We start from the raw sequence: 24,191 nt of genomic DNA, 5'->3' as shown, positions 1-24,191 counted from the left end.
TGAAGTAATAGATTTAGATGTATTCTTAGATAAAGATGAAATAGACAAAAATAAAGAAGCTATAAAAATTTTAAAAGAACAATTTAGAGAGTGTATGGAAAATGCTCATAAAGAATACGAAAAGGCCTTAAAGATACATGATTATTGGGAAGATATTTATTTCCCTTATTTAAATATTGAAAAGGCAAATAAATTTACTAATCATGTAATCTCCTTACTAACAGAAGGTGCAGTTAAGAAAGAGTCAAAGGGTAAGTCTGTTGAAAGATATTTAGGTGGAGCAACACCAAGTGGTCCTAAGGATTCTGTTCCTAGTATAACGGAAGGAGTAAAAAGATACTTTTTAAAAGGAAGAGCTGGAACAGGAAAGTCAACTATGTTAAAGAAAATAGCTAAGGCAGTAATAGAATTAGGTTATGATGTGGAAGTATATAATTGTGGTTTTGATCCAGATAGCAAGGATATGGTTATAAGTAGGGAACTTAACTTTGCAATTTTTGATAGTACATCTCCTCATGAATATTTTCCAAGTAGGGAAGATGATGAAATAATAGATGTTTATACAACATATATTGATGGAGATGTTGATAAAATTCATAAAGAAGAAATTGATAAGATTGCTGTAAATTATAAAAATCAAGTATCAAAAGGAACAGCTTTTTTAGCTAATGGAGAAATTATTAAAAATAAAATAGATGATATTTACAATAATGCTTTTGATGATAAAAAAGCAAAAAAAGTTTTGGAATTTTTATTCAAATAAATAAAAAGGCTCTGCTAAAAAAGCAGGGCCTTTAGAATTGATAATATACAATTATTTTTCTTCTAATAATCTTTTAATTACGTGAGTAGCGTCCATATATGATGCTACAGATTTATCATAATTTAATCTGTTTATTATTGTTGAGATAAAGTCAGATAAATCAACAGCTTTAAACCAAGGAGCAACCTTTACTTCATCAGGAATATAAGTTAAGTTTGTTGAGTAAACACTCTTAATTATGCCATCATTGAAGAATTTATTGAATTTTTCTAAACCTTCAGTAAAGAATGAGAAAGTAGTAGCAATATATACATTTCTAGCATTTCTTTCTTTAAGTTCCTTAGCAATATCAAGTACAGATTCTCCAGAAGCTATCATATCATCAACTATTAAAACATCTTTTCCATCAACGTCTCTTCCCATATATTCATGCTTGACTATTGGATTTTTACCATTAACTATACGTGAATGGTCTCTTCTTTTATAGAATAAACCAACATCAACACCTAGTACGCTTGAATAGTATATTGCTCTATCCATAGCACCAGTATCAGGACTTATTACAAGTAATTTTTCCTTATCAAGCTCTAAATCTTTTTCATTGTGAATTAAACACTTAACTATATCATAAGTTGGATAGAAGTTTTCAAATGACATTAGTGGGATAGCATTTTGAACGTTAGGATCGTGAACGTCAAAAGTTAAAATTTCATCAACGCCTAATCTTTCTAGTTCTTGAAGTGCTAAAGCACAGTCTAGAGATTCTCTTCCTTTACGTCTGTGTTGTCTTGATTCATATAAAAGAGGCATTATTACAGTTATTCTTCTAGCTTTTCCTCTTATAGCAGAAACAGTTCTTTTTATATCTTGGAAATGCTCATCTGGTCCCTTATGATTTTCAAAACCAAACATTTTATATGTACAACTATAGTTGCCTATATCACAAAGAATGTATACATCTCTTCCTCTTACAGACTGAGGTATTTTAACCTTTCCTTCACCATTAGAGAATCTTATCTCATCAGTTTTTATTAAAAAAGATTCCTTACAATTTCTTTTCTCTTGTATGAGCTTGTCTATAGCATTACCAAGTTCTGTACAACTTTCTAAAGCTATAATTCCTAATTCATGATTTTGTTCGTTCATTGGTCTATCTCCTTTTTTAATGCTTATTTAAAATATTTTACAATCGTAAATACTAAAGATATTGTCATTTATATTATATACGAATAATTTGCTTTTAAAAATAGAAATTTATCATAATTTTTGACTAAATTTAATAAAAAACTTCAACTTTATTTGTTAAGTGATTTAATTTTTTAATAAAATATGAATATTATTCTAAATTTAATTCATAAAAAAATTTATTTTTTTTATATTTAGATTCAATTTAATAGGATATAAAAATTATAGTATCCTTTTAATTGAGCTTATTTTTTTATAGTAATTTTAAATTTTATAGTTGTTAATGAAAGAACATTGATATAAAATTAGACTAAATTAAAATAGAGAAATTTTATTATATACGCTATTTAAATAGAGATGGAGTTAAGAAAAGATGAGGAGGAGTTATTGTGGAAGTATTAAGCCATGGATGTACATTGGATTGCTTTGACTGTTGTAAATTTAATGTTTATAAAGAGGGAAGTAAAATAACAAAAATAGAAGGTGACAAAGATCATCCATTTACAAAGGGACTGATATGTAAAAAAGGAATAGCTCACTTAAAAAGATTGGATCATAAAGATAGAATATACACTCCTCTTTTAAAGAATAATGGAGTATGGGAAGAGATTTCTTTTTTAGATGCATTAGAAATAATGAAAGAAAAACTTGAATATATAAAAAGTGAGTATTCTTCTAAGGCAATATTATATTATAGCCAATATGGGAATGGAGGAATACTAAAGGGAATAGAGAATATATTCTTTAATTTTTATGGTGGTGTAAGTAAAGCCATAGGAGGTCCTTGCTGGAGTGCAGGAATGAGAGCTCAAAAATATGATTTTGGAGATTCTGTATCAAATTCTTTAGAGGATATGATAAATAGTAAAAACATATTTTTATGGGGTAAAAATCCTGCCAACACAACTATACATACTATGGCAATTTTAAATAAGGCAAAGAAAAAAGGGAGTAGAATAATAGTTATAGATCCAATAAATACTCAAAGTGCAAAGCTTGGAGATATTTATGTGAAAATTAAACCAGGTACAGATGGAGCTTTAGCTATGGCTATGGCAAAAATAATAATTTCTAAAGGGCTTCAAGATAATGATTTTATAAATAAATATGTTTTAGGATTCTCAGAATATAAATCTCATTTGGAGAATTTTGATTTGAATTATTTAAGTGATGAATGCAAAGTATCAATAAAAGATATAGAAAAGCTAACAGAATACTATTGTGAGAAAAAGTCTAGTATATATTTGGGATATGGAATGCAAAAATATAAGAATGGTGGAAATACAATAAGAGCTATTGATGCCTTAGGTGCTTTAACTGGTCAAATTGGAGTTAAAGGAGGTGGAGTAAATTACGCTAATAAGGTCTTAACTAGAATTTTAGATTTAGATCCATTTAAAAGTGGAGAAGTTGGAGAGAATAGAGAATTTTATGTTTCTAATATAAGTGAGTTCATAGAAGAACCAAAAAAATATTCTTTAAATAAAGGAGATTCTAATACACCCATAAAAATGATGGTAATAGCAAATAGTAATCTTATGAATCAACTTCCAGACTTAAATAGACTAAATAGTAGTTTAGATAAAGTGGATTTTAAAGTTTGTTTTGATATGTTTATGACAGATACTGCTTCAAAATGTGATTTATTCATTCCGTGTACCAATACCTTAGAAAGTGAGGATATGGTTTTTAGTTCAATGACTAATCCTTATTTAGTATATAATGAAAAAATCACAGAACCTAGAGAAAAATTTATGGATGAATATTATTTTTTTAGAGAATTAGCTAAAAGAATGAATTTAAAAGGATATCCAATTGTATCTAAAAAAGAATATTTAAGTAAGGTGATTGAACCTCTAATGAGATACAATAAAGATGTAACCTTAGATTATTTAAAGAATAATCCATTCACAATTTATGATGAGGTGGCTTGGGAAAATAAAAACTTTAAAACACCTTCTGGTAAATTTGAACTTGCATCCAAAATGGCGTTAAAAGAGTGTGGAAGTTTAACACCAACATATATAAGTCCTATAATAAAAGAAAATTGCTTTAGATTGCTTACTAATCATTCTAAATATTCATTATCAAGTCAGCATTATATAGATGTAGATGAAAAGGCAAAAGTATATTTAAATGAGAAGATGATAAGAAAGTTTTCTTTAATTCATGGAGAAAAGGTTAAATTAAAATCAAAGACAGGAGAGATTACAGCAATTTGTTCCTTAGATAATGGAGTTCAAGATTATGTAGCTTTAATTTATGTTGGTTGGTGGAAGAAACATGGGAATCCAAATTTTTTAACTGAATCAGGAATTTCTGATATGGGTGGACAAATAACTTATAATGAAACCTTTATAGAGATTGAAAATATATATAATTAGCTAAATTATTAAGGTCCTAGTTCAATTAATATTGTGCTAGGGCTTTATTTATATAAATTACTTTTTTCTTAAGATATACTAACGTAATTAAATTTTAATTTTTAGTCATATTTGTCATGATATAATTTGAAAACAGATGATTAATTAAGCAGAGTTTTAACTTTAAAAGCTTAAGTTTCTTATAATAATTATTTTAGGAGGTGAGGTTGTTAGTAATAGAGCAATAGTTGAATAATTAGCTATTACTTACAACAAATAAAGTATGATAAAGAAGAAGAGTATTATGAAAGTTCTTTGTGGAGCAATAGTTAGTACATTCATGTTTGGAATGTCTACTCCAGTCTTTGCACAAAGTGGAAAAACTGAGGCTGTAGTAACTTTAGGAGCTAATTTAACAGAGGCAGAAAGATTACAAATGTTAGATGCTTTTGGAGTAAAAGCTAATGAGGTTAAAATAATAGATGTAACTAATCAAGATATAAGGGAACAATTAGGTTTAGATACAAGTAAACCGATACCTGCTAGCAGTCAATCAATATCAAGTTCTTATGTGGTGGTCAAAGACAAAGGTGGAATAAATGTAACTACTCACAATTTAACAGAGGTAACAGGAAGTATGCTTGCAAATGCACTTCTTACTTCAGGAGTAAATAATGCTGATGTAAAGGCTGATGCTCCATTTAAGGTTACAGGAACAGCTGCCTTAGCTGGTATATTAAAAGGGTTTGAAGATGCATCTGGAGAAGCGTTATCTCTTCCAAAGAAAGAAGCTGCAAGAGAGGAAATTTCTTTAACTAATAATCTTAGTAATGCTAAAACTAAGGATGGACAAACACTAGGAAAAGATGAAGCGGCTGTAGTAGTAAATGATATTAAAACTGATGTAATTAAAGATAAACCTAAAAATGATGAGGAAATAGGTAAGATAGTAAACAATATTACAAATAACTATAATATATTTTTAACACAAGGACAACAAGAACAGACAATAAAATTTATGTCTAAAATAAATGATTTAGATTACAACTATGGAGCTATGAAAGAATCTTTAAATCAGATGAATGATAAACTTCAACAAATATTAAAAGATACAGGAAAGCAATTAGAAGAAAGTGGTATTTTAGAAAAAGCACTAAATGGAATAAAGAATGTTTTAGTTGATATTAAAGATTTCTTAGTAAATATGTTTAGTTCAGCCAGTGAAAAAGTTAAAGATGGAATAACTTATGATGAAAATGGTAATATAGTTATAAAAACAGGAAATAATTCTGATGAATCAAAGAATCAAGAAAATATCCAAGATAAACCACAAAATCAGTCAAGTGAGAATAATCAAAATCAATCAAATGAACAAGGACAAAATCAAACAAAATAATTAGTATTAAAAAAGAGTAGTTATACGTGCGTGTATCAAAATGAAATTTAATAAAGCTTAAAAACATATTTTTATTGTTTGTAAGTTTTATTATTAGATTTTGATATACGCTATTTTTTTATTTTTACTTAATAAGATTATGAAATATAGCTTAAAATGTATTATAGTATTAAAAAAATAAGTATTAGGAAATGGTTTATAGTAAACCAATAAAATTACAATGTAAACCTAAATTTATAAAATAGTTGACAATTGTGGGTTATAAGGTTATTATATGGAATATATTTTGATAATCAAGATATATTTATTTTGAAAGTAGTTTTATGTATAAGATTAAAGGAGATTTAACTATGAAAATTAAAACAAGAGATTTAACACTGATACCTATCTTTTCAGCTCTTACAGCTATTGGAGCTTTTATTAAGATACCAATACCAATAGTACCTTTTACACTTCAATATTTCTTTTGTGCGTTAGGAGCAATTTTACTTGGTTCTAAAAGGGGGACATTAGCTCAAATAATTTATGTATTAGTAGGATTATTTGGAATTCCTGTATTTACTAAAGGGGGAGGTCCATCATATGTATTTCAACCTACCTTTGGATATTTAATTGGTTTTATTTTTGGAGCTTATGTAATAGGAAAAATAACAGAAAATCTAAGAAATATAGATATAAAAAATTTATTTTTAGCTGGAATTTTTGGACTTTTAGTAATATATATATTTGGAGTTTCATATATGTATGTAATTTATAATTTTTATCTAGGTGATGCTATGAGTTTATTATCAGCAGTAGGTATTGGAGCTATAGCATGTTTACCAAGTGATTTATTATTGACATTTATAATTGCATTAGTAGGATCTAAGATTTGTTCAAGGTTAAAAAGACTTGATTATATTTAAGAGAGAGGTTTGTTTTTAAGGAGTTTATTTTAAAAATGAAGGAAAAAGCTTTAAAAAAATATAAAATTAACTAAAGAATGACAAAGAAGCTGTCTTAGAAGTATGCTTATTAGGAATAATTGGTCTTGGAGAAACAATTTTAGGCAGAATAGATTTAGCTATTACTCTTAGAAAATTAGAAATAAAATCAATTACAATAAATATTTTAAGCCCTATTAAGGATACAAAACTTCAGTATATGATTCTTTTAAGTGAAGAAGAAATTCTTAGAACAATAGCTATTTTTAGATTTATAAATTCAGAAGCTAAAATAAGATTAGCAGGAGGAAGGTGTTTGCTTGAAAACTTTTGTGAAAATGCTTTTAAAGCAGGAGTAAATGCTAATATAACAGGAAATTTAGTAATTACATGTGGAAATAAGATAAAATATTAATAGACAATATTGGAATGAAGATTTTTTAGTTATGGAAAATGGAGTATATATAATATAAACTAACACTGATATTGGTAAAACTTTTATTTAGTAGATTAATTTTAAAAAGTTAAGAAAAAGATGGGATAAATGGATAATATTACAAGATAGTTTTAATTGGATCTATAAAAGACAAAAAGATATTAATAGTGGGAAGAATAGATAAGGTATTTTTTATGACAATGCTTGTTCAGCTATAGAGAGAGCTATAAAGATGAGTTTTAATTATAATAGACAGAGTGGAAAAGAAAATATTTATATATGTAACTAAAAATGTATAGAAAATGTTTTATGAGAATAAGATAGTTTCACTATCTTATTTTTTTGTTAAGAAAATATTAAAAAATGATTTAATGTTTAAAATATTTAAGATTTATACATAATTTTCAAAAAATATAATATTATTAGGATGAATAATTTGTAAAGGAAGATATTCATCAAAAAGAAATACATAATATCAATAGTAACAGTTGTAATACTTAGTTTAGTAGGCGTTGTAAGTTATTTTTAAAAACAAAGTATTAATGAGAAATCTGTGACAAATATGTAGATATATACTGTGCCATCCGTACATAAGGTTTTTCTAAATGAGAAAATAGAACCAGAAAAAGTTGAAAATATATTTTTAGATGCTACAAAGGTACTGTAGAAAAAGTTGAAGTTAAAAATTGAGATGTTTTTGAAAAATGAAATTTTTTATTCACATATAAAAATTAACAGGTTTAAGAACAAATAGAATAATAATAATTAGAGTTAAAATTAAAATTCTAGCTCCTAGTCTATTTTGCTTTTGATTTTCCATAAAAATTATCCAAATTTAAAAGTTATTTATTATAATATACTATGAAAGTAAATAAAATGTAAAATAAATATGAATAAAATATTAAAAAACAAGGAAGGTTTAAGGAAAGTATTTTATATAAGTAAATTATTATAATTACAATAAAAAAAATGAATTTAACTTATTTATAAAAAAGTAGTATTATAAATGTGTAGAGAGTTTGTTAAAAAATAAACTATTAAAAGTAAATAGTTTAAATTTTGGAGGTGTTTGAATGGGATACAAATTAAATTTAAAAGAAGTAAATGATTTATTTAATGAGCTTAAAAAAGATTATATAATTTATGCTCCAAAAAGATTCGAGAAGCAAGGAAGATACTCAGACACAGATATTATAAAATACGATGTTATAAATAGTGTAGAAGAAATAGTACATAATGAAAAATCAACTTATCCAGTAAAAGAAATAATTACTCCAATTTCTCAAACCTTATACTATTTTATAGAAAATGAGTTTAGAGAAAGTAAAATGGATAGTCAAAAGAAGATGCTTATATTTGCAAGACCATGTGATATAAATGCTCAAAGAAGACAAGATACTATATATCTTAAAAATGGAAACTTTGAAGATACATTCTATAAAAGAATGAGAGATAGAGTTAAATTTATTTGCATGGAATGTACAGAAGGATGGGATACTTGTTTCTGTACAACAATGAATAGTAATAAAACTGATGATTATAGTTTAGCAGTAAGATTTAATGAAGATAACTTACTTTTTAATGTTAAAGAAGAAGTATTTAATAAATATTTTGAAGGAAAAGATGAAGAGGAATTTGAACTTCAATTTATTGAAGAAAATATAGCTAAGGTTGAGTTGCCAGAAATAGAGAGTGTTGAAGTTTTAAATAAATTAAAGGATCATAAAATGTGGGAAGAATACAATAAAAGATGTATTCAATGTGGAAGTTGTACAGTAGCTTGTAGTACATGTACATGCTTTACAACAAAAGATATAGTTCATGATTCAAATCATAACATAGGTGAAAGAAAGAGAATACAAGCATCTTGTCATGTAGATGGATTCGATGAAATGGCTGGTGGACATGTATTTAGAAAAACAGCTGGAGATAAAATGAGATATAAAGTTATGCATAAAATTCATGACTATAAAGCTCAATTTGGAGAAGAGCATATGTGCGTAGGATGTGGAAGATGTACAGATAGATGTCCAGAGAATATATCAATTACAGCTACTATTAATAAGGTTTCAAAAGCAGTAAAAGAGATAATGGAGGAGATGTAAATGGAAAATATTTTAACACCTAAATCATGTGAAATAATAGACATATTTAAGGAAACTGACAAAGAATGGACTTTTAGAATAGCTTCTGATGTTGTTCCAGAACATGGTCAATTTTTAGAATTATCTCTTCCTAAGGTTGGAGAAGCACCTATTTCTGTTAGTGGATTTGGACCAGGATACTTAGATTTTACAATAAGAGCAGTAGGTAAAGTTACTGATGAAATATTTAAGTTACAACCGGGAGATAAGATTTCTTTAAGAGGAGCTTATGGAAAAGGTTGGCCTGTAGAAGAATTTAAAAATAAAAATGTAATAATAGTAGCTGGGGGTACAGGAGTAGCACCAGTTAGAAGTTTAATAAATAAGTTTTATGAAGAGCCAAATTATGTTGAAACTTTAAGCTTGGTATTTGGATTTAAAAATTCAGAGGGAGTACTTTTTAAAAATGATTTAGAAAGATGGAGTGAAAAATTCAATACTATTTATACTCTAGATAATGATACAAAAGAAGGATGGGAAACTGGACTTGTAACAGTTCATTTAAATAAATTACCTCTAGAAAGTTTTGGAGATAACTATGAGGTTATTATAGTTGGACCTCCTATAATGATGCATTTTACAGCTTTAGAATTTTTAAAACTTGGAGTTCCAGAAGATAAGATATGGGTTTCATTTGAAAGAAAAATGTCATGTGCAGTAGGAAAATGTGGACATTGTAGAATAAATGAAACATATGTATGTCTTGAAGGACCAGTTTTTAACTATACAAAAGCAAAAACATTATTAGATTAGGAGGAGTTATTTATGAATCATGATATAGATATTAAAAAAGTTAGACTAAATTGTTTTCGTCAATCAAAGGTTCCAGGAGAGTTTATGCTTCAAATGCGTATTCCAGGAGGAATAGTAGATGCTAAGTATTTATCACAAATACAAGAAATAGCAGAAACTTGGGGAAATGGAACATTTCATATGGGAATGAGACAAACTTTTAATATTCCAGGAATTAAATATGAAAATATTCCAGCAGTAAATAAGTTTATAGAAAATTATTTACAAGAAGTTGAAGTAGATAGATGTAATTGTGATATGAAAGTTGATGAAAATGGATATCCAACAATAGGTGCTAGAAACGTTATGGCATGTATTGGAAATTCACATTGTATAAAAGGAAATATTGATACTAAGGATATGGCTAATAAAATAGAAAAATTAGTATTCCCATCACACTATCATATAAAAGTATCTGTAGCTGGATGTCCAAACGACTGTGCTAAAGGACATTTTCAAGACTTTGGTGTTATAGGACAAGCTAGAATGGAATATCATCCAGAAAGATGTATAGGTTGTGGAGCTTGTGTAAAAGCTTGTGAACATCATGCTACAAGAGTTTTAAGTTTGAATGATAAAGGATTAGTTGATAAGGATCCATGTTGTTGTGTAGGATGTGGAGAATGTGTATTAGCATGTCCAGCAAGTGCTTGGACTAGAAAACCAGAAAAATTCTATAGAATAGTTATAGGTGGAAGAACAGGAAAGCAAACTCCTAGAATGGGTAAAACATTTGTAAACTTTGTAACAGAAGAAGTTGTTCTTGGTATCTTTGCTAACTGGCAAAAATTCTCTGCTTGGGCTTTAGACTATAAGCCAGAATATTTACATGGCGGTCATTTAATTGACAGAGCTGGATATCATAAATTTAAAGAAATAATTTTAGATGGAGTAGAGTTAAATCCAGAAGCATTAGTTGCAGATAATATATTCTGGGCTGAAACAGAGTATAGATCAAACTTTAATGTTAAACCAGTAAAGATGCATAAATCTATAGAATCTAATAGACCTTTAAGATAGTTATTTATGTGAGAAAGATAGTTTTAATTATATTAGTAGTTAATTTCATTTTATAATAATAAAAATTTATGCTTTGAAAAATTAGATGATTTATAAGGTTTTAATTTTTAGAGAAGGAGTACACTCTTTAAATTAAATATAAAAATAATAAGTTTAATATGATATTAAAAAATTAGATTTATTTAAAATTACATAGATTAAGAATTTTCTATAATCTATGTAATTTTTTTTTATATAGCAAAAAAAATACAAGGAATTAGCAAATTAATATTAATAAAATATAAATAAGTTAATAAATTATTGATAAAATGAAGAGGTATTTTAAATTTTTATTTTTATAAGAGTTTGATTGTATGATTATTTAAATTTATAATGTTAAATGAGATGAGAAAAGAATATCATAAAAATTTATTATAGATTTAAAATAATTTGTCCTAAGAAGTGAATTGTTTCTTCTTCATTTTATATCACTTTTTAGGACAGATTTTTGAAAACTTTAAAAATTAGGAGGTTTTTTAAAATGAGTAATAGAATAATAAAATCATATTGGGGTGTTGAATTAAGCCCAAGATTTATTGATGTTGGAAGTAAAAAACTTTGTATAATATTACCTGGAATAGGATATTGTTTAGATAGATCTTACTTAGATTACTCTAAACAATTAATGAAAGAAATAGGATATGATGTTTTAGAAATAGAATATGGATATCAAATAAATAGAAGTGAATTTAATATTGAAAAAGAGTTTAGTATAATGGTTTCTGAGTCATTAGAAGTTATAGATAATGCTATAGAAAAAGAGTATGAAGAAATTGTTATAATAGGAAAAAGTATTGGAACAAGTGTACAGTCTTTCTTAAATAAAGATTTGAGTGAAAGATTTAAAAATATAAGAAACATATATATAAGTCCAATAAATAAAACTTTAGATGAGTTTAATATAGAATCTAATTCTTTAGTTATAACAGGAGATGAAGATCCATTATTAAGTATAGCTCATAGAGTGGAGATAGAAAAAAGAGATGATGTAGAAAGTTTTATAATAAAAGGTGCAAATCATGCTCTTGATATAGAAGAAAGTGTTATGAAGACAGTTGATGCTTTAAAAGAAGCTTTAGAAGTGGAAAAAGATTTTATATTAAAATAATTTAATTAAAATCAATAAATAAGGTTAATCAGTAATGGTTAACCTTATTTTAAATTTCAATTTGAGACTGTAGGAGAATTTTTGTAAAAATAAATTTTCTTACAGTCTTTTTATTAGGTATAAAATTTGGAATATTATTTTTAATTTAGAAGGTTATATTAAAATTTAATAGGAATATAGTTTAGTAAAGTGATTTTTTAGGAGGAATCTTTGAAAAAGTTTTTAAAAGATATATCTTATGATGATAGAAATCTTTTAGCTATAGGTCTTGCATTTATATCAAATTTAATATTTTTAAATACAACGGAGAGAGAAGTTGGGTTTAATAATATATCTGAAATACTTAATTTAAGAAGAGAAGAAGTTTTAAAGGAAGGATTTATTTTTTTTATAACTTTTATAGCTATAATTTTTTTGATTTTTTCTCTGATTATGAGTATAAATATAATTTTGCATTCCTTGGAATTCTTTAATAAATTAGTTTCTTTAGGAACTATTATAGTAATTTTTATAATAGCTTTTTATGGATTTAATAATAGTATTCAAGGGTTTAAGATATTATTTTTAACTTTATTTTTTATAGGACTATTTTTTTATATATGGGAAGAAGTAAAGAACAATAAATACTTTTAATAAATTTAAGGTTAAATCCAAATTTAATATGAATAATTTGGATTTAACCTTTATTTAAAAGTGAAATTTACTTTTCAGAAACCTGTTCTATTGAAATAATAGATACATTTCTTTTTTCAAATTCATCAATTACTTTTTGAATTGTAGATGTTTTTTTATAATTATCTTCAGGGTAACCATCTTGTCCATCTTTGAAATCTAATAGATTAGCTTCTAAAAATGGATGATAGAACATTCCTGCAAAGGTAGTATTAGACATATTTTTTATCTTATTTAACATAACATCTTCTTTTCCACCTTCAATATAATAAAGAGGTGTAGGTACATAATAAGAACCACTTCCAGTTGGTGACTTCATAGGTTCTGATTGTGCCTTATTTTCATCATAATCATTGAATATATATTTAAAGTTCTTTTCTAAAGCTTCATTTTGAGCTTTGTTTATAGTATAGTGAGGAGCTTCAAAAAAGTTTATTTTTATACTTAGATCTTTAGCTATTTTAAGAGCTTTAGAAACTCTTGTGTTTAAATCCTCTACAGAAGGATTATATTTTCCAAATTCAAATCCTTCTCCGCTAATTGTATTTCCTATTTGATGAGTATAACCATGTAAACCTATTTCTCCTTTATGAGAGGCAACAAAGTCTAAAGTATATATAAGCTCTGCATTAGCAAAGTTATTTTCTTTAGAAGGATCATTATCTATATTCTTTTCTGGATTTATATATCTAGGTATCCAAGCTATATGATAAGGTACATTTTTTTTACCTAAATATCTACCCATAACTCTTATAGTTTCAAGATATTGTGAATCATATTCTGTTCCAGTTCCAGTAGAACTAACATCTTCAAATCTTATTATACCTTTTTGTGTACCGTTTCCTTTATAAGGTTTAACATCTAGCATGTCTCTATTAGTATATAATTTTACTAGCTTGTCCTTTGAGTTCCATCTACTTTTTAAATCAAGCATATTAGCAACATCTATTAAAGACATATATACAACATTGTCTTCTATTATAGGATTAGTCTTTAATTTATTGGCTTCTGATTTATTCTTTGATAAATCAATCCAAGTATTATCTTTTAAATTAACTTTAACATCTTTATTTTCAAATTTAATATCTATAGAATCATCTTCTATTTTAAATTCTCCATTATTATTTTTAATTATTTCACTTATAGGAATTAAATATCTATTTTTATCTAAATATATTGGTAAACTTAAGTTTTGTACTTTACCATTTAGATTTATTTTAATATTATCTTGAGGTTTATCTAGTCCAGTAAATTTTTCTAAGTTAAATGCAGATAGTTCAAAGTTTTTACTTTCACTTTTAGATCCACATCCTATTAGAAAAACCATTGAAAGGATTAGGATGGAAGTTGTAAAAAGTTTTTTCATATAGAGCCTCCTTGTATTAATTTAAATAATAATAAATAGAATTTTAAACTTAATAATTTATAAAAAAAGTGTACATTTATAATAATATTTTACAAATTAAGTCTTATATTTACAAAAAGGTTAAAAAAGTATTAATAAATGACTTATTATATAATATTTATTTCAAAACTACAGCTAATAAAAAATAAAATATTGATTTTATATTTTCAAAATTAAGATATTTTCTTATAGTAGTTAATTTTAGAAAAGTTTTTGTATTATAGAATTTAGTATCTTTATTATATAGTGTTTTAATAAGCAATAAAGAGATATTAAAGTCTGGAAGAGGTGAAATACTGACTATAGCAATATTGTTATCTATGGATGTAATGATTATTTATCTTTATATGTTTGATAATTTTATAGAAAAAGTCAAGAAGTTTGATAATCTTAAAAAAGAAAATATTATAGTTTAAAATCTATTTTGAATTTATAAAATGTTTAAAATTTTATTTTAAGGAGAAATTAGAGGAATTAGAAAAGATTTTATATATTAAGTTGGCACAGTTTTATTTAGTGTTTTTTTATTTTGTAAGTTTTATTAACAAAATTAAAGTTTAAGAATAATTATATAACGTATACTATTCTTCGGAGTGTGAAAATATTAAGATAGTAAAATCTTAATAGATATTATGATTAATCAAAGAGTTTTTTTTAATATTTTAGATGAGAATCAAAAACCTATTACAAAATGTATAGTAAAGATTGAAAATCAAAGAGAAAAGTATGAAGGAGAAACAGATTTAGCTGGAATAATAGAGTTTTTAGTTCCACTAGGTATTTATGTGTTGACAATAGACCATCCTTTATTCAAAAAGAAAATTTATAGAATTACTTTAAGGGACAGCTTTAGTTTCACTAGGATAATTCTTCATAGAAATAAATTAAATTACAGGAAAGAAGAAAAGATTCCTATTATAAAACATACTGATAAAGAATTTATAAATAATATGGTTTCAAAAGATGATATAGAAGAAAAATATGATATTAATAAAAATCAAGATATAGACAATAGTTTGAATTCACAAGAAGATTCTATAGATAATTTTGGTGAAAAAGAAAAGAACTTTAAACATTATTTTGATAATTTAGATTTATTCCAAAATCCAAGTATATGGGGGGAGACTGGAATGTTTAATGAAGTAAATGAGAATAGTTTTGATGAGATAATTCAGGGAGCAAAAACAATTCTTGAAGAAATATTGAATTTAGCTAATTCCTTTGAAGTTGAAGATTTTAAAAAAGATAAAAATAATGTACAATTTACTTTTGATTCAATAAAGGAAGAGAGTAAGAATATTGCAAATAATATTAATTATGAAAAAGATGAAGAGCAAGGCAGTGAGACCTATGATGTTTGTGAATATGAAGAAGAGTTTTTTGATGAAGACCAGAGGCAAAGCTAAGAAGTATAATAATTATTTTTATTAGAATAGAATTTAAGGAGCTAAGGTAAGTATAAAAGATTTAGAGGAAAATTGGATAAAGATTTGAGATTTAAATGCTCAAATAAATTAAAAGTAGATAATAATATAACTGAGGCTAAATGACACTAAGAACATCAAGATAGATGTTAAATATTTTAAAATGAATTAATTACGGCTATGTTTTAAGTTAGAATTGATTTTATATAGACTTATAAGAAAAATTAATTGATTATGATTTGTAAAATTAAGTTGAAAATTAAAGTTTATATAAAACAATAGTTTAGTAAAAACATAGCCTTTAAATTTTAGTTTAAGAGATGAATTTTTATATAGAAGTACATAATAATATAGCCAGATAAAATAAGCTTTGTGTATAATAATCATAATAAGTTAAGTAAAGGAGTGTTATTTTTGAGTCAAATCTTAAAATCTATAAGTGAAGATGAATTTAAAAATAAAATAAAAATAAGATTTAATAATATATTAGATGGGTTTGATAGATATTCAAATGGGCTTCTAGAATATAATGGAGATAATGATTCTTTTCAAATAAAAGAGGAATGTTTTATTAATTTCTTTAATGAAGCATTAGAACTTAATAATGGGAAAGTAATAATAGACTTATACATAAAAAACTTAAAAGATGAGAGTTTAGCAAGGCTTTTAGAGAGTTTAGATGAAAGAGATAAAAATATTTTAATAGATAATATTAATAACTCAAAAATAAAAAGTGTTTATTTTGAGCTTGATAATAAAGATCTTATGTCATTTATAACTAGATTAAACACTAGAGAATTATTTTTTTGTACTATATATTTTATGGAAAAGCCTATGACTATATGGGGAAATTACAACTTGAGTTTTCCTATGTTTTTTGAGGAAAATAATATTCTAGAAGTATATAAGGATTTAATTAAAAAGCACAATTTATATGTAAGAGGAATAGTATTAAAGTAAGAAATTAATTTTGAGGCAATATATGAAACTTCTTAATAAATTAGTGATTACTTTTTTTATAACAATATCAGTTATTATTTCTTCATATTTCTTTATGCCTATTAAGTTAGAAGCAGCATTTAATATGTCAAGTGAAAATCCAAAATTTATAGTTGTTAAAGAAAAGAAAAATGATTCAGAGTTTAATAATTATAAAATAGAAGATGAAAATTATATAGCAAGTCTATATGATGATATTAAGGAAATAAAAATAGTTAAAACTTTTAAAAATCCATTGATTTTAAATCAGTATAATATATACATGGGAGAAGGGTATATTAACTTATCATTAAGTGATGAATTTATTAATATTAATGATGAAACTTTTAGGATAATAGATTCCGATGACAAATATAAAGATTTACTAAGTAAAGTAAAAGAGAATTTTACTAAATAAGAAATTAAAAAAGAGAGGAGATTATTACAACGGGTTCCGTTTTGAGGTGCAAAGTTATAAATTCTCATAAGAAATCACAATTAAAATCTCATACAGAATCACATAATAAATCACTAAAGTTCTAAGTTAAATAAATGACTTAGAACTTTTTTCATTATATATACAATAAAAAAGGATTAGTAAGTAAAAATATGTATATTTATCCAAAGCGTTTCAAATATTATATGACTATTATTTTATTCTTAATGCAATATATATTTGACATTTAGTAATATATACCATATAGTATGTAATATAAGGAGGTGCTATATGAAAAATAAACGAATGAAAATCGCTCGTATTGAATGCGATATGAAACAGGATGATTTGGCTAAAGCAGTAGGCGTAACAAGACAAACTATAGGGCTTATTGAATCTGGTGATTATAACCCTACATTAAATCTTTGTATAGCAATCTGCAAAACATTAAACAAAACACTAAATGATTTATTTTGGGAGGGATTAGATGAAGAACAATAAAATTCAAGATGAAAGAATACTTTTGGAGAGAAGAAAAATTCAAAGTGATGCATACGGGTGGTTAGTGGTTGGATTGATGATTTCTATTATTGTACAGCAATTTCTTATGAATGCTCCATTCGCTCAATATGCTGTTGAATTTTTTGCATTAATAGGATGTGGGGGATTTATTTCAATTCGTAACTTAACAAAAGGGATTGATATATGGAACCCAAATGGCGAGTGTAAGAAAAAAATATTATTAAACACAGTTGTTTCAGGGATTGCTTCCGTAATTTTATTTGCAATATTAAGCGGGCAATATAATGTGAAAAATTTGGCATTATATTTTGTTAGTTTTGTCCTTTTCTTCTTTGTATTTCGTTCGGTAATGATAAATATAAATAAGAAAAAACAACAAATTATTGATAATAAACTAAATGAAGATGATTTCGATAATTAGAATAAAGTGTAAATGACTGACTATTAATAGTCAGTCATTTACGCTTTATTTATATTCAATTACTTTAAATATAAAATATCTTCAATGTTATATTTCTTTTTAGATATTCTCAACCTCATAGCAGAGGTTATTTCTTCACCTTTATATTTATAAGTCTCACAGAAGTTTAAATATGTTCTTAAAATATTTATCATATATTGAGCATATTTAGGATTAAAATTAGCATATATATAACTTTTCCCTTCTCCTCTGCCACCTGATAATGGTCTTTCCAATATTGATACCTTTCTTCTTATCTGATTGAAAAAAGTGTTTATAGACCTCAAATCTACCCTATACATTATCTCTGCTAATTCATAACAATTAAGGCTAGATAAATCTGTAACACAATTAATATATCTATATCCTTCATCTTTATAAGGAAATGGATGGGGGATAGAACCATTAGTTCCAACAACATAATCTTTTCCGTTAATTGTTTCAGTTATATATATATCATTATTAAATATAGTATGAGCCAATAGGTCTATCGCTGCTTTGCCTAAACCTTCTTTTAAATCATTAGCCTCTTGCCATAATTTAATATTTTCTTTATGAGTTAAATATTGTTTATATGCTTCATTTTTATCTAATTCTTTATCAATCTTGCAGGTGAAAATATGAGTATCTTTACTTGAAATACTTCCTTTATATATTCTCAAAAGAGATGTTAGTAAAGAAGTATCTTCATCCGTAACTATAAATAACTTATCAACATTTAACAAGTTATTTATTAGCCAATGATGTGCATAAGTAGTGTATGTTGAATTAACATGAAATCCATCTATATATGATTTTCTAACTTCTAAATCTCTTAAAAAAAGTTCCAATTCACTTAAAGTAGAATCAGTAGTTGTTTTAGATATTTTATATTTACTTGTCTTTTGCAAATATGTATTCAACTTATCTTCCTTATATCTTATATAGTCATTTTTAACTTCGTTTACGGATGTAGTAAAATCAAAAGCAACATCTGCTCTAAATATATATCTACTTCTCGAATCTGTAGTCGCTATAATGCTTGTAGGAAACAACGGTTTCTCTTTTTCCAAAATAGATTTTTACCATGTCCCTTTTTTCTAACATTGTTAAGATGATAAGTGAATTTATCAGTGTTAAGCCATAATGTATCGAAATGAGTTTTCTTTAACTTATTATCTTCATGTCGCTCAAGAAATTCTAAACACCTTCTATATAACCACTCTAATTTATTGTAGTAAGTGCTGCTACCAATATCTAATATTTCACATATTCTTGTTACAGGAGTTCTGCTTAATATTAGTTTCATAAATAGAGGTAGTATATCATTCTTCTTTTGATAATAAGTAAAACATTCTTTCTGCTCTGGTAAGACATTTGTAATTTTCTTGCATAATTTACACTGATACTTTTGAGAGTTGCTTGAACTTTTACCACGTCTATAAAAACTATTAGGATTATCAAACGGATTTAAATCTTTTTTAGAACAATCTTCTTTATGGAATATATAATCAAGCTCGATAGGAACTGTAGTATTAATATCTATTAACCTTTTAATTTCTTCTGCCATTGCCCAATTTGAATAAGGAGCCACATAACTTCTTATTACAGGCTTATCAATAGTATCATCATCAATATCATTACACTTTATTGATTTAAAACTCTTTCCTGTAATTATATATCGAGAAGGATTTCCCTTTAGATTCTTATACTTAAATTGCTCTTTACCATACCATTTACAAAAAGGGTTAGCATAAAAGTTAGTTTGAATGTTATAAAACTTTTTATCAACAACTAATTCTACTGGGGTATATAAAAGGTATCCATATTTTCTCGAAAACTCCATCTTTGATAAAGTGGTATAGTCTATTTCCCTCTGATTAACTTCTTCTTGAGTAATAGGTGGAATAACTTTTACTTTACTAACAGTTTTATCTGACAATATCTTTAGTTTCATTATCCTTCAACTCCGAATCACTAATAGTATCATACAATGAAGCAAGTATTTTCTTATTGTATCTTTGCTTATTAACCCATTCTATGAAATCAGTATCTTCTAATAGGTTTAATAAAAACATATCCAGTATTTCTTCTTGGCTATATTGAGTGTATTTAGAGTAATGCTCTAATATGGCAAGTGTTCTTGTTGATAATTCCAAAGAAACCTTTTTCTTATTTTCTTTTTTAGGTTTTATATACTTCACCTCCGCAACTCCTTTCGTTTAGGTATAAATCACATACGTATTCACATATAAAATCACATATATATTCACAAAGATAATAAAACTATTATTTTTTTATTTTATATGTGATTTACCCTGTGATTTACTATGTGATTTTCAATCAATTATATATTATAATTATTCCCTAAAATAAGAAATATAAACGATTTAATAAAAAAAATCACAAGTGAATCTTAGTGTGATTTCACATGTGATTTCAATTGAGATTTTAGTCTATTTAGTGTATTTTGCACCTAGAAACGGAACCCGTTGAGATTATTACTCACTCTCTTTTTATGTATTATTTAACTTCAAATATCCAACCTTTAGGAGCTTCTATATCTCCAAATTGCATTCCAGATAAAAGATTATAAAGTTTTTTAGTAATAGGACCAACTTCATTTTCACTGTAAAAAACATGAAGTTTATCCTTATATTCTATTCCTCCTATTGGAGTTATTACAGCAGCTGTACCACAAGCACCAGCCTCAGCGAATTCATTTAAGTTATCTATTAAAACATCTCTTTCTGATACAGACATCTTTAAATAATCTTTGGCTATTTGCATTAAAGAGTATTTTGTTATACTTGGTAAAATTGATTCTGAGTATGGAGTAATAAATTCACCTTTCTTTGTTATTCCAAAGAAGTTTGCAGCCCCAACTTCTTCAATTTTAGTATGAGTTGCTGGATCTAAATATATACAATCAGCAAAGCCTTTTTTAACAGCTATTTCATGAGCTTTTAAACTTGCGGCATAATTTCCACCAACTTTAGCGGCACCAGTTCCTTTAGGAGCAGCTCTATCATAATCTGCAATCATAAAGTTTACAGGTTTCATTCCACCTTTAAAATAGGAACCAACTGGAAGGCAGAATACTGAAAATATAAATTCAGGAGCAGATTTAACACCTATATTATCACCAACACCTATCATGAAAGGTCTTATATAAAGAGTTGCACCAGTACCATATGGAGGTACAAATCTTTCATTAGCCTTAACAACTTGCATGCAGGCATCTATGAATTTTTCTACTGGTATTTCAGGCATTAAAAGTTTATCACATGATTTATTCATTCTTTTAGCATTTTCATCTACTCTAAAAAGTTGGATTTTTCCATCCTTTGTTCTATAAGCTTTTAAACCTTCAAAACATTGTTGACCATAGTGAAGGGCTGTTGAAGCCTCACTTATATTTAATTTGTTGTCTGTAACTAATTTTCCTTGATCCCATTTACCATCCTTATAATGAGATATATAACGGTAATCTGTTTTAATATAAGAGAAGCCTAGATTATTCCAATCAATATCTGTCTTTTTATTCATAGTTTAACACTCCCATCAAAATTAATACTTTTTAATTTTATCATTTTATTTAAGAAAATGAAATATTTAAATTACAAAATTGCAAAACAAAATTATTTTAATGTTAAATTTAAATAATATAAATATTAAAATAATACAAAAAATTAATATTTATTACTATGTTTAGTATATAAAATTGAAAAGAAATTTATGATATAATGTAAGAAAAAACAACAAATGGAAAAGGGAGAAAGGTATGGAGAAATTTTATGAATTAAGTATAAGTGGTGAAGAATCAAAATTACATAAGATGATAGTACCAGCTATGATTATATCTTTATTTTTAGCAGCTGGAATATTTATTTTTACAGGATTAATACCAGCTTTGCTATTTTTAATAATAATATGTTTACCTCTTTTTATAGCTAAAAGGTTAACAATGGTTGAATATGACTATGAATTTACTGATGGAGAACTTGAAATAAGTGCTATTTATGAGAGAGTTAGAAGAAAAGTAAAGGGGAATATAAATCTAAAAAAGGTTGAAATTGTTGCACCATTAGGTAATAGTGAATTAAATAAATATTCTAATATAAAAGTAAAAAAATGTTATAACAATATTCAAGAAGGAAAAAAGGTTTACGTAATTGTAGTTAGATTTGAAACTAAAATGGTTGCATATGAAGTTTTGATAGATCAAAAAATGCTTGATTTATTCTTTTTTTCAAATCCTCAAAAAGTTATTAGATAATAAAAATAAAAGGGTCTGTATCAAAATATAACAAATAAAACTTATTTTGATATATGACCTTTTTCTGTTTATGACATTAAATTAAAATTATATGTAAGTAAATTTATGTAATTAAAATTATGAAAAGTAGTTTATTAGTCATAAGGTCTATAGGTAACTAATTGTAAAAAAGGTAGTAATATAAAAATTTTAATATTAAAAATATTTATTTACGAAAAAAATGTTGTTGAATTTATTAATTTACTAAATATTTAAGATTATTATTTAGTAAATGGTACTTTATGATATAATATAAATAAGATTTAATTAGGAAAATATTTTTCTAAAATAATAGTTTAAAACTTATAGTTTTTAAAACAATAATGTAGCCAATGTAAAATTTGTAAGTAATATAAAAAAGGGGGCATTAAAATGGAAGTAAAAAAGTATTTAGATAATTTAATGGAAGATTTAAAGAAAAATAATCCTGGAGAAAGTGAGTTTTTAGCCGCTTCAGAAGAAGTATTATACTCCTTAGTACCTGTTTTGGAAAAGAACCCTAAGTATATAGAAGAGGGAATATTAGAAAGAATTATTGAACCAGAAAGAGTTATAATGTTTAGAGTTCCTTGGGTTGATGATTCTGGAAATGTAAGAGTTAATAGAGGATATAGAGTACAATTTAATAGTGCTATAGGACCATATAAGGGAGGATTAAGATTTCATCCTTCAGTTAATTTAAGCATAATAAAATTTTTAGGATTTGAGCAAATATTTAAAAATTCTTTAACTACTCTTCCTCTTGGAGGAGGAAAAGGAGGATCTAACTTTGATCCTAAGGGAAAATCAGATAGAGAGATAATGAGATTTTGCCAAAGTTTTATGAGTGAACTTTATAGACATATAGGACCTAATATAGATGTTCCAGCAGGTGATATTGGAGTTGGAGGAAGAGAAATAGGCTATATGTTTGGTCAGTATAAAAAACTTAAAAATTCAGTAGATGCTGGAGTTTTAACTGGTAAAGGCTTAACTTATGGTGGTAGTCTAGCTAGAAAAGAAGCAACAGGATATGGTTTAGTATATCTTGTAGATGAAATGTTAAGAGATAATGGGCAAACAATAGAAGGAAAAACAGTTGTAATTTCAGGATCAGGAAACGTTGCAATATATGCTACTGAAAAAGTTCAAGAGCTTGGAGGTAAAGTAGTTGCACTTTCAGATTCATCAGGATATATATATGATGAAAATGGAATAGATTTAAAAGTTATAAAAGAAATTAAAGAAGTAAAAAGAGGAAGAATTTCTGAATATGTAAACTATATTAAAACTGCTAAGTTTACTGAAGGGTTTTCAAAGATTTGGAATATTAAATGTGATATAGCACTTCCTTGTGCCACTCAAAATGAAATAGATGGAAATAGTGCAAAAACTTTAATTGATAATGGAGTAATTGCTGTAGGAGAAGGGGCAAATATGCCTTCAACTTTAGAAGCTCAAAAACTTTTTGTAGATAATAAAATTTTATTTGCTCCAGCAAAAGCTGCTAATGCAGGTGGAGTAGCAACATCAGCTTTAGAAATGAGTCAAAATAGTATAAGAATGTCTTGGACTTTTGAAGAAGTTGATGCAAAACTTAAAGACATAATGAAAAATATATACTATAATTCTAGAGATGCAGCTTCTGAATATGGTTATGATGGAAATCTAATAGTAGGAGCTAATATTGCAGGATTTAAAAAAGTTGCAGATGCTATGTTAGACCAGGGTATTATTTAATTTATAGAATAATAGAATAGAGAATATTATTGTTTTAAGAAGAAACTATACTGAATCTTTAAAAATAAAGCTTATAGATTTATCTATTAATTAGTAAAATATATTAATA

At 25.9% G+C, this 24,191-nt stretch carries 23 protein-coding genes; 17 read left to right on the top strand and 6 right to left on the bottom strand.

The genetic code is table 11. From position 1 onward, the window contains the following. Positions 1-763, top strand: a 763-nt coding sequence (locus Q1J60_RS05975) for a hypothetical protein (RefSeq protein ID WP_300259570.1), incomplete at its 5' end; no start/stop codon positions are given. 51 nt (positions 764-814) lie between these two features. Here Q1J60_RS05975 and Q1J60_RS05970 read toward each other — a convergent pair. Then, positions 815-1,909 carry a ribose-phosphate pyrophosphokinase gene (locus Q1J60_RS05970; RefSeq protein WP_300259569.1) on the bottom strand — a complete coding sequence of 365 codons (1,095 nt, stop codon included), beginning with the start codon at positions 1,907-1,909 and terminating at the stop codon, positions 815-817. Positions 1,910-2,337: 428 nt separating this feature from the next. Here Q1J60_RS05970 and Q1J60_RS05965 point away from each other — a divergent pair, with 428 nt between their 5' ends. The 9 genes from Q1J60_RS05965 to Q1J60_RS05925 all read left to right on the top strand — a co-directional run bounded on the left by Q1J60_RS05965 (position 2,338) and on the right by Q1J60_RS05925 (position 12,802). Next, the gene (locus Q1J60_RS05965) at positions 2,338-4,332 is read left to right on the top strand and encodes a molybdopterin-dependent oxidoreductase (protein WP_300259567.1); all 1,995 of its coding nucleotides are present in this window, start codon (positions 2,338-2,340) and stop codon (positions 4,330-4,332) included. Positions 4,333-4,615: 283 nt separating this feature from the next. After that, positions 4,616-5,707 (top strand): DUF1002 domain-containing protein, encoded by a 1,092-nt coding sequence (locus Q1J60_RS05960; RefSeq protein WP_300259565.1) that lies wholly within the window; start codon positions 4,616-4,618, stop codon positions 5,705-5,707. Positions 5,708-6,057: 350 nt separating this feature from the next. Further along, positions 6,058-6,612: a biotin transporter BioY gene (locus Q1J60_RS05955; RefSeq protein WP_300259563.1), complete on the top strand. Its 555-nt coding sequence runs from the start codon at positions 6,058-6,060 to the stop codon at positions 6,610-6,612. 238 nt (positions 6,613-6,850) lie between these two features. Beyond that, the gene (locus Q1J60_RS05950; protein ID WP_300259561.1) at positions 6,851-7,045 is read left to right on the top strand and encodes a hypothetical protein; all 195 of its coding nucleotides are present in this window, start codon (positions 6,851-6,853) and stop codon (positions 7,043-7,045) included. Between the two features lie 1,094 nt (positions 7,046-8,139). Next, the gene (gene asrA / locus Q1J60_RS05945; protein ID WP_300259559.1) at positions 8,140-9,171 is read left to right on the top strand and encodes an anaerobic sulfite reductase subunit AsrA; all 1,032 of its coding nucleotides are present in this window, start codon (positions 8,140-8,142) and stop codon (positions 9,169-9,171) included. Continuing rightward, entirely contained in the window at positions 9,172-9,963 is a 792-nt protein-coding gene (gene asrB, locus Q1J60_RS05940) for an anaerobic sulfite reductase subunit AsrB (RefSeq protein ID WP_300259557.1), read from the top strand. Positions 9,964-9,975: 12 nt separating this feature from the next. Further along, complete coding sequence (gene asrC, locus Q1J60_RS05935) at positions 9,976-11,022, top strand: sulfite reductase subunit C (protein ID WP_300259555.1); 1,047 nt, start codon at positions 9,976-9,978, stop codon at positions 11,020-11,022. Between the two features lie 520 nt (positions 11,023-11,542). Then, complete coding sequence (locus tag Q1J60_RS05930) at positions 11,543-12,169, top strand: alpha/beta hydrolase (protein WP_300259554.1); 627 nt, start codon at positions 11,543-11,545, stop codon at positions 12,167-12,169. Positions 12,170-12,379: 210 nt separating this feature from the next. Next, positions 12,380-12,802: a zinc ABC transporter ATPase gene (locus Q1J60_RS05925; RefSeq protein WP_300259552.1), complete on the top strand. Its 423-nt coding sequence runs from the start codon at positions 12,380-12,382 to the stop codon at positions 12,800-12,802. 67 nt (positions 12,803-12,869) lie between these two features. Here the strand turns inward: Q1J60_RS05925 and Q1J60_RS05920 are convergent, their stop codons facing one another. Next, the gene (locus tag Q1J60_RS05920) at positions 12,870-14,207 is read right to left on the bottom strand and encodes a polysaccharide deacetylase family protein (protein WP_300259550.1); all 1,338 of its coding nucleotides are present in this window, start codon (positions 14,205-14,207) and stop codon (positions 12,870-12,872) included. Positions 14,208-14,878: 671 nt separating this feature from the next. Here Q1J60_RS05920 and Q1J60_RS05915 point away from each other — a divergent pair. The 5 genes from Q1J60_RS05915 to Q1J60_RS05895 all read left to right on the top strand — a co-directional run bounded on the left by Q1J60_RS05915 (position 14,879) and on the right by Q1J60_RS05895 (position 18,027). Continuing rightward, entirely contained in the window at positions 14,879-15,652 is a 774-nt protein-coding gene (locus Q1J60_RS05915) for a hypothetical protein (protein WP_300259548.1), read from the top strand. Between the two features lie 432 nt (positions 15,653-16,084). Further along, the gene (locus tag Q1J60_RS05910; protein ID WP_423249110.1) at positions 16,085-16,630 is read left to right on the top strand and encodes a hypothetical protein; all 546 of its coding nucleotides are present in this window, start codon (positions 16,085-16,087) and stop codon (positions 16,628-16,630) included. A gap of 22 nt (positions 16,631-16,652) precedes the next feature. Continuing rightward, positions 16,653-17,066, top strand: a complete 414-nt coding sequence (locus Q1J60_RS05905; protein ID WP_300259544.1) for a hypothetical protein — start codon at positions 16,653-16,655, stop codon at positions 17,064-17,066. 309 nt (positions 17,067-17,375) lie between these two features. Then, on the top strand, positions 17,376-17,585 hold the full coding sequence (locus Q1J60_RS05900) for a helix-turn-helix transcriptional regulator (RefSeq protein ID WP_111926161.1): 210 nt from the start codon (positions 17,376-17,378) through the stop codon (positions 17,583-17,585). Continuing rightward, positions 17,572-18,027: a DUF6773 family protein gene (locus tag Q1J60_RS05895; protein WP_300259543.1), complete on the top strand. Its 456-nt coding sequence runs from the start codon at positions 17,572-17,574 to the stop codon at positions 18,025-18,027. Before Q1J60_RS05900 ends, Q1J60_RS05895 begins: the two co-directional genes overlap by 14 nt. A gap of 59 nt (positions 18,028-18,086) precedes the next feature. On the opposite strand, the gene Q1J60_RS05890 is transcribed toward Q1J60_RS05895, so the two are convergent. The 4 genes from Q1J60_RS05890 to Q1J60_RS05875 all read right to left on the bottom strand — a co-directional run bounded on the left by Q1J60_RS05890 (position 18,087) and on the right by Q1J60_RS05875 (position 21,594). After that, positions 18,087-19,118, bottom strand: coding sequence for a hypothetical protein (locus Q1J60_RS05890; protein ID WP_300259541.1), 1,032 nt, complete (start codon positions 19,116-19,118; stop codon positions 18,087-18,089). Beyond that, positions 19,079-20,002, bottom strand: a complete 924-nt coding sequence (locus tag Q1J60_RS05885; protein WP_300259539.1) for a hypothetical protein — start codon at positions 20,000-20,002, stop codon at positions 19,079-19,081. The genes Q1J60_RS05890 and Q1J60_RS05885 overlap by 40 nt, the downstream gene beginning before the upstream one ends. Continuing rightward, a complete protein-coding gene (locus Q1J60_RS05880) occupies positions 19,977-20,249 on the bottom strand; it encodes a hypothetical protein (protein ID WP_300259538.1) in 273 nt (90 codons plus the stop codon). The genes Q1J60_RS05885 and Q1J60_RS05880 overlap by 26 nt, the downstream gene beginning before the upstream one ends. A 319-nt stretch (positions 20,250-20,568) precedes the next feature. Further along, the gene (locus Q1J60_RS05875; protein WP_300259536.1) at positions 20,569-21,594 is read right to left on the bottom strand and encodes a branched-chain amino acid aminotransferase; all 1,026 of its coding nucleotides are present in this window, start codon (positions 21,592-21,594) and stop codon (positions 20,569-20,571) included. Between the two features lie 235 nt (positions 21,595-21,829). On the opposite strand from Q1J60_RS05875, the gene Q1J60_RS05870 reads away from it, so the two are divergent. Both Q1J60_RS05870 and gdhA read left to right on the top strand, forming a co-directional pair. Continuing rightward, positions 21,830-22,324: a DUF6106 family protein gene (locus Q1J60_RS05870; RefSeq protein ID WP_300259533.1), complete on the top strand. Its 495-nt coding sequence runs from the start codon at positions 21,830-21,832 to the stop codon at positions 22,322-22,324. Between the two features lie 411 nt (positions 22,325-22,735). Further along, positions 22,736-24,082 carry an NADP-specific glutamate dehydrogenase gene (gdhA, locus tag Q1J60_RS05865; protein WP_300259531.1) on the top strand — a complete coding sequence of 449 codons (1,347 nt, stop codon included), beginning with the start codon at positions 22,736-22,738 and terminating at the stop codon, positions 24,080-24,082. Positions 24,083-24,191: the final 109 nt, after the last annotated feature.

The sequence above is a fragment of the Clostridium sp. genome (genome assembly GCF_029258205.1).
GTDB lineage: Bacteria > Bacillota > Clostridia > Clostridiales > Clostridiaceae > Sarcina.
This window is presented reverse-complemented; position numbering and strand designations above follow the sequence as displayed.

Coding starts and splice junctions, on each gene's coding strand:
- Q1J60_RS05920 (WP_300259550.1), bottom strand. CDS start 14,207: ATGAAAAAACTTTTTACAACTTCCATCCTAATCCTTTCAATGGTTTTT.
- asrA (WP_300259559.1), top strand. CDS start 8,140: ATGGGATACAAATTAAATTTAAAAGAAGTAAATGATTTATTTAATGAG.
- Q1J60_RS05930 (WP_300259554.1), top strand. CDS start 11,543: ATGAGTAATAGAATAATAAAATCATATTGGGGTGTTGAATTAAGCCCA.
- Q1J60_RS05885 (WP_300259539.1), bottom strand. CDS start 20,002: ATGAAACTAAAGATATTGTCAGATAAAACTGTTAGTAAAGTAAAAGTT.
- asrC (WP_300259555.1), top strand. CDS start 9,976: ATGAATCATGATATAGATATTAAAAAAGTTAGACTAAATTGTTTTCGT.
- Q1J60_RS05895 (WP_300259543.1), top strand. CDS start 17,572: ATGAAGAACAATAAAATTCAAGATGAAAGAATACTTTTGGAGAGAAGA.
- Q1J60_RS05900 (WP_111926161.1), top strand. CDS start 17,376: ATGAAAAATAAACGAATGAAAATCGCTCGTATTGAATGCGATATGAAA.
- asrB (WP_300259557.1), top strand. CDS start 9,172: ATGGAAAATATTTTAACACCTAAATCATGTGAAATAATAGACATATTT.
- Q1J60_RS05955 (WP_300259563.1), top strand. CDS start 6,058: ATGAAAATTAAAACAAGAGATTTAACACTGATACCTATCTTTTCAGCT.
- Q1J60_RS05915 (WP_300259548.1), top strand. CDS start 14,879: ATGATTAATCAAAGAGTTTTTTTTAATATTTTAGATGAGAATCAAAAA.
- gdhA (WP_300259531.1), top strand. CDS start 22,736: ATGGAAGTAAAAAAGTATTTAGATAATTTAATGGAAGATTTAAAGAAA.
- Q1J60_RS05875 (WP_300259536.1), bottom strand. CDS start 21,594: ATGAATAAAAAGACAGATATTGATTGGAATAATCTAGGCTTCTCTTAT.
- Q1J60_RS05950 (WP_300259561.1), top strand. CDS start 6,851: ATGATTCTTTTAAGTGAAGAAGAAATTCTTAGAACAATAGCTATTTTT.
- Q1J60_RS05870 (WP_300259533.1), top strand. CDS start 21,830: ATGGAGAAATTTTATGAATTAAGTATAAGTGGTGAAGAATCAAAATTA.
- Q1J60_RS05970 (WP_300259569.1), bottom strand. CDS start 1,909: ATGAACGAACAAAATCATGAATTAGGAATTATAGCTTTAGAAAGTTGT.
- Q1J60_RS05905 (WP_300259544.1), top strand. CDS start 16,653: ATGAAACTTCTTAATAAATTAGTGATTACTTTTTTTATAACAATATCA.
- Q1J60_RS05960 (WP_300259565.1), top strand. CDS start 4,616: ATGAAAGTTCTTTGTGGAGCAATAGTTAGTACATTCATGTTTGGAATG.